The 13,985-nt window shown below is 41.7% G+C and carries 8 protein-coding genes; 3 read left to right on the top strand and 5 right to left on the bottom strand.

Going from position 1 to position 13,985, the window contains the following annotated elements:
• Positions 1-10 precede the first annotated feature (10 nt).
• A complete protein-coding gene (nifE, locus tag TPSD3_RS06890) occupies positions 11-1,390 on the bottom strand; it encodes a nitrogenase iron-molybdenum cofactor biosynthesis protein NifE (protein ID WP_086487842.1) in 1,380 nt (459 codons plus the stop codon).
• Positions 1,391-1,552: 162 nt separating this feature from the next.
• The gene (locus TPSD3_RS06885; protein ID WP_176329765.1) at positions 1,553-3,118 is read right to left on the bottom strand and encodes an alpha/beta fold hydrolase; all 1,566 of its coding nucleotides are present in this window, start codon (positions 3,116-3,118) and stop codon (positions 1,553-1,555) included.
• 125 nt (positions 3,119-3,243) lie between these two features.
• On the opposite strand from TPSD3_RS06885, the gene TPSD3_RS06880 reads away from it, so the two are divergent.
• From TPSD3_RS06880 to TPSD3_RS06870, 3 genes are all read left to right on the top strand, one after another.
• On the top strand, positions 3,244-4,884 hold the full coding sequence (locus TPSD3_RS06880) for a response regulator (protein WP_086487840.1): 1,641 nt from the start codon (positions 3,244-3,246) through the stop codon (positions 4,882-4,884).
• A gap of 13 nt (positions 4,885-4,897) precedes the next feature.
• On the top strand, positions 4,898-5,404 hold the full coding sequence (locus TPSD3_RS06875) for a GIY-YIG nuclease family protein (RefSeq protein WP_086487839.1): 507 nt from the start codon (positions 4,898-4,900) through the stop codon (positions 5,402-5,404).
• 98 nt (positions 5,405-5,502) lie between these two features.
• A complete protein-coding gene (locus TPSD3_RS06870; RefSeq protein ID WP_086487838.1) occupies positions 5,503-6,645 on the top strand; it encodes a homoserine kinase in 1,143 nt (380 codons plus the stop codon).
• 23 nt (positions 6,646-6,668) lie between these two features.
• On the opposite strand, the gene TPSD3_RS06865 is transcribed toward TPSD3_RS06870, so the two are convergent.
• The 3 genes from TPSD3_RS06865 to TPSD3_RS06855 form a co-directional block, all read right to left on the bottom strand.
• On the bottom strand, positions 6,669-11,153 hold the full coding sequence (locus TPSD3_RS06865) for a PAS domain S-box protein (protein WP_086487837.1): 4,485 nt from the start codon (positions 11,151-11,153) through the stop codon (positions 6,669-6,671).
• Between the two features lie 92 nt (positions 11,154-11,245).
• Positions 11,246-12,673 carry a replicative DNA helicase gene (gene dnaB, locus TPSD3_RS06860; RefSeq protein WP_086488413.1) on the bottom strand — a complete coding sequence of 476 codons (1,428 nt, stop codon included), beginning with the start codon at positions 12,671-12,673 and terminating at the stop codon, positions 11,246-11,248.
• Between the two features lie 117 nt (positions 12,674-12,790).
• The gene (locus tag TPSD3_RS06855) at positions 12,791-13,822 is read right to left on the bottom strand and encodes an IS630 family transposase (RefSeq protein WP_086486662.1); all 1,032 of its coding nucleotides are present in this window, start codon (positions 13,820-13,822) and stop codon (positions 12,791-12,793) included.
• Positions 13,823-13,985: the final 163 nt, after the last annotated feature.

The following is a 13,985-nucleotide window of genomic DNA, read 5'->3' as shown; positions in this document are numbered from 1 at the left end:
AAAAATTCCATTAAGCCGCTGAAGCCACGCGCCACGGCGCGGCTTGTCTCACTGCTGGCCAAATGGGACTCTCAATGGTCAAGGCCAACTGTCTGACCAATTCTAACATGCCTTCATAGCCCTCGTAACCAAATTCACGCTCCTGATTAATGTCTAAAAACGGAATTTTGGCTTTTAATGCCGTGTACATATTGCGTCCGCCGGCGATCAGAATATCGGCTTTTTGTTCGCGGTAAATGTTTAATAAGGCACGCGGATTACCGTCATCAATCATTTGTGCCTCTTCTCCCATGAGTTCGCGGATGCGGGCTTTATCTTCTTCGGTTGATTTTTTCGTACCCGTCGCTACCACCACCATACCTAAATCTTGTAATGCAGAAACCACTGACCATGATTTAACCCCGCCCGTGTAAAGCAAGACACGCTTGCCTTGTAAACGAGCGCGCCAAGGTTCTAAAGCGGCTTTAATGCGGGCTTCTTCACTGGCAATTAACTGTTCGGTGCGAATGGTGAGATCGGGGTCGTTGATGATGCGGGCAAAATCGCGTAAGGCTTGCGACGTATCACTAATGCCGTAAAAACTGCCTTCAAACCACGGCGTACCATAGGTGTCTTCTAATTTACGCGCTACATTCAACATCGCTTTAGAACACACCATCATCGTGACTTCGGCACGGTGCATGGTTTGTACTTCCCGATAACGTGCATCCCCCGATAAGGTACATAATACCCGTAACCCCAAGCGATCCAATAACGGCAATACATGCCAAAATTCACCGGCAATATTATATTCGCCGACTAAATTAACATCATGAATGGTGAAAGGTGTATTTTCAGGTTTGGGATCGGGTTCGCGGGTGCCGACGACGTATTTTACCATCGCCTCACCAGCAATACGATTACCGAGGTTTTTTGTGCCATAAAATCCTGCACAATCCACGGGTACGACTGGCACCTCCCAGCGTTTTTCCGCCGCTTTGCATACCGCTTCAATATCATCGCCGATCAATGCGGGAACGCAGGTATTGTAAACAAAAACGGCCGAAGGACGGTAGCTGTCAATGGCTTGTTTAATCGCGTGAAATAAGCGTTTTTCGCCGCGTCCCATAATAATGTCGTTATCGGTTAAATCGGTGGTCATTCCCAGACGGTATAAGGTGGGGCCTGAGGAGCGTGTGCCGCGATTGTCCCAAGAACTGCCGGCGCAGGCAATTGGGCCGTGTACGATATGGGCGACATCGGCAATGGGTAACAGTGCGATTTGCGCGCCGTCAAAAGAACATCCCCCAGCAGTGGCACCGGGTTTGGTTTTAGCGCAGCCTGATTTTTCTTTTTTATTGTGTTCGCAGGCGGGTTCGTCGAGTAATTGTGCAATATCTTTGGCCTTCATTGCGTCACCCCGTGTTGTGTTGGTTAATGCCGAGTTTGGTTGAGACCAGCAAGAGTTATACCATAATTAACTATTTGATTTTATTAAAAATTTACAATTTTCGTCGCGTAAGGAAGCCGACAAAGTCAACAAATGGGGTAATGTGTCACCACATCGCAAAACCTACTCCAACACCGTAAACTCCAATGCCCGCGCCTCATTCACACAAGCCGCATCAGGCGACTGATGGGGATCGCGTAAAAAACTTTTTAATAACTCTGCGGCGCAAGGTTCAGTGTCCAAAACAGCGTGTGATGCGTGAGCAAACTCAAAAAAGTAACCGCGAGTGAAATGAGAAGCCGCCTCTCGCGCCCATACACTCGGCGTAACAGGATCGAGTTGACCCGCTAAAAATAACCCCGGCACCTCCGATTTAACCACCTGTCGCCACTCCGCCCCCACATCGCGCACCGGCCACACATGACACCAATGATATTGCCATTGCACATCTAAAAATTGCTTTAAAACAGGAAATTCTTGCGCAAAATGACCCTGCCGCGCCATCACATCCGCGTCAGCAATAGCGCGATCCGTATCGGCACAATCCACAGATAAATACACCGCATAATTTAACGATCCATCAAGCAAACTGCTAAAAAATAAACTCGCAGGCAACATTAACGCATCAGAACGACCTTGACGTGCGCCTTCAATCATCGCAGGTAATTCTACAATTAAATCTCGGCTATAAAACGCATAAAATAAAACATGTAAAAAACGATGCGCATCTAACATGACAGGCATTAATTCTAACTCTTCCGAATCTTGCAATTGCAACGGTAATAACAAAGAAAATGGTTCAAATTGCAAACGCGCTAACGCCTCGGCGAATGCCACGCGCAAATCAGGAAAGGCTTCACGACAATGATGTTGAATTTCACATTCTGACAACAAATTATCCAACAATCGCTCCCATAACCACGGTAAAGCTAAAATCGCATTCTTTTCAGGTGGATACACCGAATCAAACACCACACTGCGCAACTTATCCGAATGCGCCCGCACCACAGACAAAGCCAAACGAGTTCCATAAGAACTGCCGTATAAATTCCACTGATCCCCCCCAATTGCCGCCATTAAATCAGCCACATCTTGCGTACTCTCTTTAGTATTAAATCCTGATAAATCAATACCTTGAGCTAAAAAGTGCTGATAACATTCCGCAAAAATCTGTTGTATTTGCTGGGCTTCCTGAGCGGGGTCAGAAAGCTTATCCAAATGTGCCAACAGCGAACTTTCCCATTCCGTACAACTGATTTTAGGTTGACTTAAACCGCTACCTCGTTGATCAAAAAGAATTAAATCATGGCGCGCATCCAAATAATTCCCTTGCCATTTGCGCCAATATTCCCCCAATTCCAAATAAGCCGCCCCGCCAGGCCCGCCCGCTAAATACAACATCGGCGAAAATTCCCCACCCCAATACCAAAACGGCCGCTTCAACCACACCACCGGTAAGCGCAACGGTTCAGACAATCCCGCAGGCTGATTGGCAGGCGTTAAAAAACCACAAAACACCCACTGCCCCGTTTTTACCTCCCAACTTAAATCCACATCAAAAAAAGTACAATCCTGCCACGCCAAATGCGTTCCATTGGCTAACACCACATTTTGCGGCAATTCTCGATAAATTACCGTTGCGCCCCAAATAAAAATAATCAATAACGACAAGAAAAATAATCGAAGCATAATTGAATACTCAATCAAATGGGTTAAAATAGAAATAGGGTTTAACGAAAATTGACCCATTTCCCAACCCGAAAGCGCGCCAAAATAACAACAACCATGAATACGCTGATTTCAAGGCGACCGCCATGACACAAAAAATTTCGCCTATCCATTCACCAGAAGAATTCTACGCTCACCCCCCTGATCGGCTGTGCGAACAGCACGCGGAAATTACCACCTATTGGATGTTAGCCGAACAGTACGGTTGGCAAGAGGAGGCATTAGAAAAATTAAAACACATCACCCAATCGCTAGCCGAAAACGCCGCCCAACACCATTATACAGATATTCATTTGGCGGCTGTGCGCGTCATTGAACTGTTACAACTCTCGCCTTATACATCACAACCTATTGATTTACAACACGCTTTACAGTCATTATGTGGTGTGTTGACCATGCGGGCGCAAAAGAAAATTCGCACCAATGATGAGCGTTTAAACCGAAATCCACCTTATCAATTGCTTTGTTTGTTTGAAAACGCTAACAAATATGGCAGTTTGCTTGATTCATTACAAGCACAAAATCACCACATTCAACTGGGTTGCGACCAGAAACAATTAGAAAAATATTTGACGGTTAAACCATTGCCAGATGTGATTATTTTAGACATTTTGTTTCAATCAAAATTGTCAAAAAAAGCCTTATCGACAATGGAAATTAAAGCACATCTCAATCATATTCCTTTCATTTTTATTTCTGAATATAATGACTTCATCTCGCAACTTAAATTTATAGAAACAGGAGCCAATGCGCACCTCATCTATCCTTTTCCTATCAGTCAATTAATAAAGACGATGAATGAGTTACTTATGCAAGAAAAACAGCAATACAGAATATTATTGATCGAAGAAGAACAACCGCTGGTGTTAGAACATCAAGCCATATTGCGGCAACAAGGTATGGAAGTGCAATGGTTAAATCGTGCTGAACATTTAATAGAAATGCTGGTTGAATTTGCGCCTGATTTAATTCTACTAGACACCACATTAAACGATATTGATCCTTATCAATTAGCCAGTTTAATTCGTCAAGAAAATGCTTACTTACACATTCCCGTGATTTTTCTAGTCACGCGCAATGATGAAGAACAACATTTGGCGGCTTTAAAAGCAGGTGGTAATGATACCATTGAACGCCACGCGCATCGTGAACATTTAGTGGCATTAATTGATTTACAATTGAGTCAAAATCAACGTTTAAAGAAAATAACCGCGTGGGATGGATTAACAGGGTTATTAAACCATGATTATTTTATTTTGCATCTCAATGCCAGCCTAGCCAATGCCGAACGCGCAGGCAGTCCTGTGGCGGTGGCGATTTTGGATATTGATCATTTTCGAGATTTTAACCGTCAACACAGTTATTGGACGGGAAATATTGTGTTAAAACAAATGACTCGTGCCTTAAAACAACGCTTGCGTCGTGGGGATTTATTAGGGCGTTTACAGGGAGGAAGTTTTATTGTTGCGCTTTATGATGCCGATTATCATTCGGCACAACAGGTCATAGAAAATCTGGTGAAAGAATTAAGTCATGCCGAATATCATTTGGCAGAAGATTGTTTCACCATCAGCATCAGTGCAGGCATTGCTTATTATCCCGGCCATTTGCAAATTGAGCAACAAGCCCATTTTGACGTGTTAAAAATCGCCCAAGAAGCCTTACAAATGGCTAAAGAAAAAGGTCAAGGCAGTGTTGTGATTCGCTCCTTAGTCAGTGATTTTTGAACCTTAGAATAAAATGAGTAAATATATTTATATCGTCGATAATGAAAAGATTAAAATTGGCTTTTCTGAGACACCGTGGCAAGATATTAGTGACTTAGAGCAGCAAGGGGGATTTAAAACCGTGCGTGCTTACGTGTTGCAAACCGATGTGGCCGATCAAGTAGAGCCACAAATTTACCACTATTTTGCCCATTATCATTTTATAGGCGAATGGTTTAAAGGCGTGACTTTTGAACAAGTGATCTATCGCATTAATGAATTTGTTATTGAAGCGGAATTGCACAACTTAAAAAATAGCAGGTTACAAACAGATACGCGCCAAGCCAACAGTGCCTATCGTGTGATACGGAAATTGATTCAACGTCGCCAAATTCGTCCGACTTTGCCGGCTGTGCGTAATGCAATTGCCGTCACCAGCGAACAGGCGCGGGCTTATTTGGATCGCTTGTGCGAAGAGGGGATTTTAGAAAAAGACAGTTGCCAGCGTTACCAAGTGATTGATCGACGTAAACCGCGCTAAAAGAGCTGAATTTTCTCATTAATCCCGTCACCGCTTGCGTTATAATTGTCCCATTTTATCCCAAAAAACGGCACAACGCGAAGGACGCAACATCACCCATGACCCCGTTGACTTACGACACCATCACCTTACTGGCTCCGGCCCAAGTTGCCAATTTTGGCGGTTTATTTGATCGTGCGGGCAAATTGTGCCGTCGTCCCCCGCTGGGACCGCATGATGCCGAAGGCGGCCCCGGTAATTGGATGCACATTACCCGTTTACCCGACCGCAAAGGTCACATTGAATTAGACATTTACCTGCGCCGTTGCGATGAACAGGGCTATTGGCAGGCTCCAGAACCTTTTACCGCCTTGCTGGATCATTTGCGCCAACATCCTGAACACGACATTATTCGTCTCCTGACTGCGGCCACCGCGTCTCAATTGAGCAGTGTTTTAGGACGGAAAATTGATGACGGTTATCGTATCCAATTGATTATCCACACGCCAAACGGACAAACGGGCTTAGGATTGGGCGGAAGTGCGTCGAGTGCGGCGATTGTGGTGGGGATTGATGCGTTATACGGTTCACCCATTGCGCAACTGCCTCGCGGCGAATTACATTTGTTGCGTTTAGCGGCAGAGGGCGAGCGGATTGCGTCAGGGCGTTTGTTTTACGATAACGTTGCGCCTTTGATTATCAAGGGCGACTTGATTTACCTCACGCCCACGCCGTCTAACGCAACGGAATGGCCACAAGTGCAGAGTTTTGAATGCCCGTCACAACTGCATTTGGTCACGATTACGCCTGATTTTGCGGTGAGTACTGCTGAAATGACCCAACGTTTACAAGGTCAACACGTGGCGTGGCAAGTTGCCGAGCGCGCAGGCGATTACAAAATGGAATTTATGCGCGGTTTACTGTTAAAAGACATCCACTTAATGATTCGCAACGCCACCAATTTAGTGACAGAACCCATTCGTGCCACCGCCATTCGCGGCTATACCACCGCACAAGCTGTAGTCAGTGAGTTAAACGAAGCCTACGATCCCGAACAACCGCGTTTTTCTTTAGGCATCAGTGGTTCAGGCCCTACTTTGTATGCGTTAGCGTGTTCATGGGAAGAGGCGAATCAAGTGGGTTATGAAATTTTCAAAGCCTTACAAGAAAAAGATGGCGTATACAGTTGGTGGTTTTGCCACCGTACTAATCCACATGGCGCGGAAATTATTGGGCGAGAAATTTCAGGTTATGGCATTTAATAAAATGCAATTCAGCCACTTTTCTAATCATTAAATAATTCCATAATTCGATCAAAACGATACGCATTAATTAATTGTCGTAATGATTCGATGAATTTGGGATATTGCTCTTCATAAGGCAACAATAAATCATTTAAAATTTCCATATCCGCCTGCATGGCCGCCTCATAAATTTGAGTGCGCCATGCTGGGGGGAAAATTTGGATGTGTTCTGGCGTTAATGAAGAGGTAGAAAGTGTTTCTTGCGGGTCATTTTTATTTCCATAAACAAATTCCATACCCAGATATTTTTGCATTAAATTAAAAATATCTTCTTCGCGGAAAGGTTTACTTAAAAAATCATCACATCCCGCGGCTAATACCGATGCTTTTTCATGACTAAACACGCTGGCCGTTAAACCGATAATCATTATTTGCGGAAATTGTTTTTTAATTTCACGCGTGGCTGCGAATCCATCCATAATGGGCATCCGAATATCCATCCAAATTAAATGTGGCAGCCATTCTTGCGCCAAATGCACGGCATCCAAGCCATTCGTGGCTTCCCGCACGGATAAACCAATATTTTTTAATAAACGAGTTAATAACAAGCGGCTATCAGCGCTATCTTCTACCACTAAAATGCGCCATTGTTGTTGATGTGCGGCAATGCTTAATACATATTGTGGTGAATGCAAATGAGACACCGCATCATGCGCTAATTTCATACGCACAAAAAACGAAAAAACACTGCCTTTATTCACCTCACTGTCAATATGAATTGTTCCGCCCATCATTTCCACAAATTGCTGGCTAATGCGCAAACCTAAACCTGTGCCTTCTTGCACGCGCTGGCCGCTGCTGGTTTGCACAAAAGCGCGGAATAAAGACTGCAATTCATGCGCTTCAATCCCATAACCCGTATCTTGTACATTAAAATAAAGATATAAATCAGCCGATTCTATCCCATATTCATAACGCACCGTTAATTGCACACAACCTTGTTCTGTAAATTTAATGCCATTGCTGAGTAAATTAATTAAAACCTGTCGTAATTTTCGTTCATCACCGTGAATATGTTGTGGCAAACTGGGATCATATTCAAACACTAATTTTAACTGTTTTGTTTCCGCACGAATGCGAAACATATCTTCTAATGTTTGCAGTAATTGATGTAAATTAAAATCATTTTCGTGCAGTAATGTTTGTCCTGCTTCGATTTTTGACATTTCCAATACGTCATTAATCAACATTAATAAATGCTCTCCACTGCGATTAATAATATTTAAATAATGACGTTGATGATTGTCCGTATTGGCATCGCGTTGTAGCAATTGACAAAAGCCTAAAATTGCATTCATAGGCGTGCGCAATTCATGGCTCATATTGGCGAGAAAAGTGCTTTTAGCGCGATTCGCGGCTTCAGCGGCTTCTTTGGCTTCGCGCAGGGCTTGTTCGGTGTGTTTGCGTTCGGTGATATTCGTGGCAATGCCTAATAAACGCAATGGCAAACGATTATCGCCATATTCCACCACTTTACCATCCAAAGAATGCCACACCCATTGACCATCAAAAGCACGTTGACGATATTCATAATGCCAAACCGCTTGTTGATGATGAAAATGATCGCGTAAGCTACTGAGCATAATTGGCACATCTTCTCGGTGAATTAATTTTGCCCAATGACGAAAATGGCGCGGGAATTGTTCACTGGAATAACCCAGTTGATAAAACAATTGTTGTGGAATGGTAATAATATCACCATTACTAATATTCACTTCCCATAATTCATAATTAGCCGCAGACAAGGCCAATTGCAAACGTTGTTCACTATGACGCAAGGCTTCTTCTACCGCTAATCGTTGCGTAATGTCGCGGCTAATAGAAATTAATCCATAGACGTAATGTTGATTGTCAATGATAGGCGTTTTAACCGTATCTAAAAAGACTCGCCGCCCATCAGGATAATCCACCCATTCCGCATGATGACTGGGTTCGTGATATAACATCACCCGCTCATCTTGATGCGTGGCAAAAGCCGTTGCCCACGGCGAAGATAATTGTTGATCCGTACAACCAATAATTTCTTGACGCGAACGCCCTAATAATGCACTAAATGCAGGATTGCATTCAACATAAATACCTTGTCTATCTTTGCAGAAAATTAAATCGGGTACGGAATCAATTAATGTTCTTAATAAAGCCTGTGTTTGTAAGCGACGTTGTTCATTACGTGAGGCTTCACTAATTTGGCTAATGGTGGTTAAAATAGGCTCTAAAGATTCAGCAAATTCTGCATGATAGCCATTAGGACGATTAGCCAGTAAAACTAGACCTAAAATCTGTTCCCCTAAATATAAAGGTAAGGCTAAAATATTTCTAAATTTTGCGATGGGAAATAATAAGCCATAATCAGCAGGTGGATATTGCGGATTATTTTCACAAATGATTCCACCTGTATTAATTAAAGTATGTAAAATAGGCGGTGGTTTAAAAAAACCATATTGCGCGGGAGAAGATTGCGTTTCGGTGTATTTAAAAGTACGGTAAAATAATAAATAACACCCCTGAGTTTGATAGTGAATATCAATTAAACAACCTTCACTGCTGTCTGTTAATTTCAATAAACTTTCCAGCATATCTTTAAAAACAATATTGCTGTCTCGATTACGAATAAAACTGGATTGCATCGCGGTAATGGTGGATAATTCTGCGGTGCGTTGACTCACTCTTTTTTCTAATTGAATATTTAAATCTTGCAATTCTTTTTCGATGGCTTTGCGCTTAGAAATATCCAGTAATTGATTAATACGATACAGGGGAACGCCCGCGGTATTGTATTGAACCGAAGTACTGACCACAACCCACACGGGATCACCGTTACGATGCCGATAACAGCGTTCTAATTGATAAAGCTGTCGATTTTCTTCATGACGCGCATCCATTAATTGTCCAGAGCGCAATTGTTGCCATTCTAAACTGCTTAATTTACGGCGAATAATTTCATCGGATTTATAACCCAACATTTGACAAAAACGGCTATTAATCACTTGAATATGATCGGTAAAATCCGTTAATGCCATCCCAATTGGTGCATTTTCAAAAATATTGCGAAAACGCATTTCACTATTACGTAAAGCGGTTTCTGCTTGTTTTTTCGCGGTGACATCAACAATATGGCTAATGCGATAATGACTGTTCATGGGCGTGGCAGAACTAACTGCCAACCAAATCATTTTACCATTAGCATGACGATATTGTTGTTCTTGTGGATCGCTTAATGTTTTGCTAATGGTGATGCCTTCTTTTTCACAAAAATCTTGTAATGTTTTTCCCATTAATTCTTGTGGAGAATAGCCTAAAATTGTCGATAAGGCTTGATTGACTTGTAATAATTGTTGATTTTGATTGCTAATTAATGCCATGCCGACGGGCGCGTGTTCAAATGCACTGCGAAAGCGGTTTTCGCTCTCTCTAAGGGCTTCTACCGCTTGTTTACGAATGATCGCCCCGCCCAGACTGCCTGCCATCGTTTGCAAAGCAGCCACCTCACTGTCGCTCCATTGGCGTTGGCTGTGGTAATCGTCGAAACCAATAAATCCCCAAAAGCGATCTTGAATAATCATCGGCACTAATAAAATGGCTTCAATATTTTGTGCTTCTAAAAACTTTTTCTCAGGATCAATAAATTCTTTGGTTAAGCCTTTAATTGCCTTTCCTTTAGCCAAAATCTTTTGCCAATTCGGCATATATTCATCATAAGATAAATCTTGTAAATGACGCGGTTCTGGTAATGGATGCGTTAATGTGGGACTCACCCAAGAGAAACGTTGCGTCATGACCCATTGTTTTTCTCGATTTAAATGATTTTCATAAAAATAAACCCGTCCCACTTCAGCCACTTCGCCTAAAGTGCGCAAGGCTTCCATCATGGCATCGGTGTAACTGTCGGTCATAAATAAAGCGGTGACAGCCGAAGCGGTGGCCACCATTAATTTATCTCGACGTTGTAAATCTAAGGTTCGTTCTTTAACGCGCTGTTCTAAGGCTTCATGCGTTTGTTTTAATTCTTCTTGCGCACCTTGCAATAAAGCATTTTGTTGTTCTAAACGCTTTTGCATTTGTCTCATACGGATATGCGTATTAATGCGCGCAATAATTTCAGCGCGTTCAAAAGGTTTAGTGATATAATCCACTGCCCCTAGAGAAAAGGCTTTTATTTTATCAATCATTTCTCCTAATGCGCTAATAAAAATAATAGGAATGTCGCAATGTTTAGGATTTTGTTTTAAATATTGACAGACTTCAAAACCGCTCATATTTGGCATATTAATATCAAGCAGAATTAAATCAATATTTTCTTTTTCCACCACCTCTAATGCTTCTTGTCCACTTTGGACGGTCGTAATTTGATAATGTTGTCGTTTTAAAGTCCGTTCCAACAACATTAAATTAGAATGATGATCATCAACCGCTAAGAGATGAGCTGTGTCATTTTCGGAAGATTGAAAGGCGGGAGGAATTGACATAATAAATATCCAATTAAAAATTGATAAACCGCTGTGCCAAAATTAAATCATATCTTTTTGGTTTGGCTATTTTCAGATTTTGTTTGTTTAAATTAAAAATCATCCATATCCGGCACCGGACTACTGACATAAGTATCGCCATAAAACGCATCGCCTGCGCTGAAATTCTCAAATTTTGTTAATTCACCTAAGAAAGTTAAACGCACTGTGCCGATAGGGCCATTTCTTTGTTTACTGATAATAATTTCCGCAGTGCCTTTATCATCGCTGTTTTCATGATAAACCTCATCGCGGTAAATAAACACAATCACATCCGCATCTTGTTCAATGGCACCTGATTCGCGTAAATCGGACATCACAGGGCGTTTATTGGGACGTTGTTCTAAACCGCGATTGAGTTGCGATAAAGCAATGACGGGAACATTTAATTCTTTTGCTAATGCTTTTAATGAACGGGAAATTTCTGAAATTTCATTGGTGCGATTTTCTTTATGACCGGGGATTTGCATTAATTGTAAATAATCGACCACAATTAATCCTAATTGTCCATATTCTCTGGCTAATCGTCGAGAACGCGCCCGCAATTCGGTGGGGCTTAATGCCGCGCTGTCATCAATAAATAATTTCGCATTAGACAATTGGCTAATGGCACTGGTAATGCGTGGCCAATCTTCGTCGTGTAATTTTCCTGTACGTACACTTTGCAAATTAATACGCGATAATGAAGCAATTAAGCGCATTGCCAATTGTTCCGCGGGCATTTCCATACTGAATACAGCCACGGGCATCTGACTGCTGAGTGCGACGTATTCGGCTATGTTCATGGCAAAAGTGGTTTTTCCCATCGCAGGTCTTCCCGCAATGATAATTAAATCAGAGGCTTGTAAGCCTGATGTTTGATCGTCAAAATCTTTAAATCCCGTTGAAATTCCTGTATATTGCTTGCCACGGTGAAACATGGCATCAATACGATCTAAAGTTTCTGATAATACAATCTTAATATCCCGAAATCCCCCTTGTTGCCGTTTGCCTTGTTCAGCGATTTGAAATACAAAACGCTCGGCTTGATCCAACAACTCCGCAATACTACGCCCTTCTGGTTCAAAAGCCATAGTGGCAATCTGCGTTCCCACCTCGATCAATTGACGTAAAACAGACCGCTCGCGCACAATCGTGGCATACGCCACAATATTGGCGGCACTAGGCGTATGCGCCACCAACAAGCCCAAATAAGCAAAGCCCCCCGCCCGCTCTAACACTTGTAAACGTTCTAACGACTCAGATAAAGTAATGACATCATAGGGTTGGCCGTTTTCAGCCAAAAGTTGTATTGATTTAAAAATAAGACGGTGTTCAGGACGATAAAAATCAAGTTCAGATAAACGGTCGGCGATTAAAATCCACGTTTCATTGTTGAGCATTAAACCGCCCAAAACGGCCTGTTCCGCTTCAATGGAATGAGGCGGAGTTTTTAAGGCTTTGACTGCCCGATCTGAAGGGTCAATGGAAAGATTCTGCATAGGCGGCATGAAGCAGAGAGACGGTGATTGGGAAAATAATCTGACCGCCGTTATAATGCAAACAGGATATACCAAAATTATGTGAGATATAAAAACAAATTAAGTTTTAATATCTACCTAGATATTAGGTATAAGATACTGTTTAATTTTATTAAACTTAAACACTTTACCTGACAAAAAGGTCTCAAACATACTAGTGACTTCTTTAAAGCTTGATAGGCGATGAAAATTCTTTCTGACCCAATTCTTACCTTGAAGCCAAATATCCTCGACTGGATTTTGCTCTGGGGCATTAGGTGCAAATCTTAATAAACGAACTTTCCATTCTGATTCTGGAAGTCCCCCATTTAATTTCTCTAAATAAGTTCTTAAACCTTCAGAACGATGATAACTTGCACCATCCCAAATAATCACATGACGGGCTTCTTTATATCTGTAAATGAGCCAGTTAATAAAGTCTATCGTATATTTTGTATCAGCTTTCTTTGCCCTATCTAAAATAAATTCTCCCGTATAAATATTCACCGCTCCATACCACGTTTGAGAAGTGCGATAATTACTCATCTTTATTGACGTTCTTTCTCCTTTTTTCGACCAAACATAACCACAAATATCTCCCCACAACTGATGGCTTTCGTCTTGCATCCAGTACATTACCTCTCCACTTTCTATCTGTTCACGCTCCTTATCTATTAAATCCTTAATCTCTTTTTTTTTAGCTTCTACTTTTACCTCATCTTTTGCCGAATTCTCTTTGTGTGTCTTCTTATAACTTAAATTCGCTTCTTCTAATAATTTAGTATAAGAAGTATTTGAAGAATAGAAAACATCATACTCCTCTTTTAAGTATCTCTTTAGTTCCTCTATTGTTATTGTCTTCTTTTCTTGTATCCAATTAATCACATCTTCTCGTTCACGCGGCTTTAAATACCCTGGTGAGCCTTTATACGCTAACTTTAATCCTTCAACCCCTGACGCTAAATAAATGGCTTTCCATTTATCCACAAATTGCACACTGACACAACACGCTAAAGCCGCTTCCGCACGCACAAAACCAAGCAAAGACATTCTTACTGCCATCGCTCGCTTCACTTCTCTCGCTTCACCTGTTGACATTAATTCTTCTAAATCTTCATATCTTTTGTTCATTATTCTCTCCTATTTGAAAAGTATTATTATACGACTCTGAAAAAATTGGTATAGCTTATCAAGCTATTATTATGAATTTACTTTCTTTGAAAACGACTTAAAAAAAGCCCGCAAAAGAAAATTATTTTATTTTTCTTTTTACGGGCTTAATAAAAGTATCAAT

This window comes from Thioflexithrix psekupsensis (assembly GCF_002149925.1).
Classification (GTDB): domain Bacteria; phylum Pseudomonadota; class Gammaproteobacteria; order Beggiatoales; family Beggiatoaceae; genus Thioflexithrix; species Thioflexithrix psekupsensis.
The sequence above is the reverse complement of the archived record's forward strand: the minus strand, read 5'-3'. Positions and strand labels throughout refer to the sequence as shown.

Coding starts and splice junctions, on each gene's coding strand:
- nifE (WP_086487842.1), bottom strand. CDS start 1,390: ATGAAGGCCAAAGATATTGCACAATTACTCGACGAACCCGCCTGCGAA.
- TPSD3_RS06885 (WP_176329765.1), bottom strand. CDS start 3,118: ATGCTTCGATTATTTTTCTTGTCGTTATTGATTATTTTTATTTGGGGC.
- TPSD3_RS06880 (WP_086487840.1), top strand. CDS start 3,244: ATGACACAAAAAATTTCGCCTATCCATTCACCAGAAGAATTCTACGCT.
- TPSD3_RS06875 (WP_086487839.1), top strand. CDS start 4,898: ATGAGTAAATATATTTATATCGTCGATAATGAAAAGATTAAAATTGGC.
- TPSD3_RS06870 (WP_086487838.1), top strand. CDS start 5,503: ATGACCCCGTTGACTTACGACACCATCACCTTACTGGCTCCGGCCCAA.
- TPSD3_RS06865 (WP_086487837.1), bottom strand. CDS start 11,153: ATGTCAATTCCTCCCGCCTTTCAATCTTCCGAAAATGACACAGCTCAT.
- dnaB (WP_086488413.1), bottom strand. CDS start 12,673: ATGCAGAATCTTTCCATTGACCCTTCAGATCGGGCAGTCAAAGCCTTA.
- TPSD3_RS06855 (WP_086486662.1), bottom strand. CDS start 13,822: ATGAACAAAAGATATGAAGATTTAGAAGAATTAATGTCAACAGGTGAA.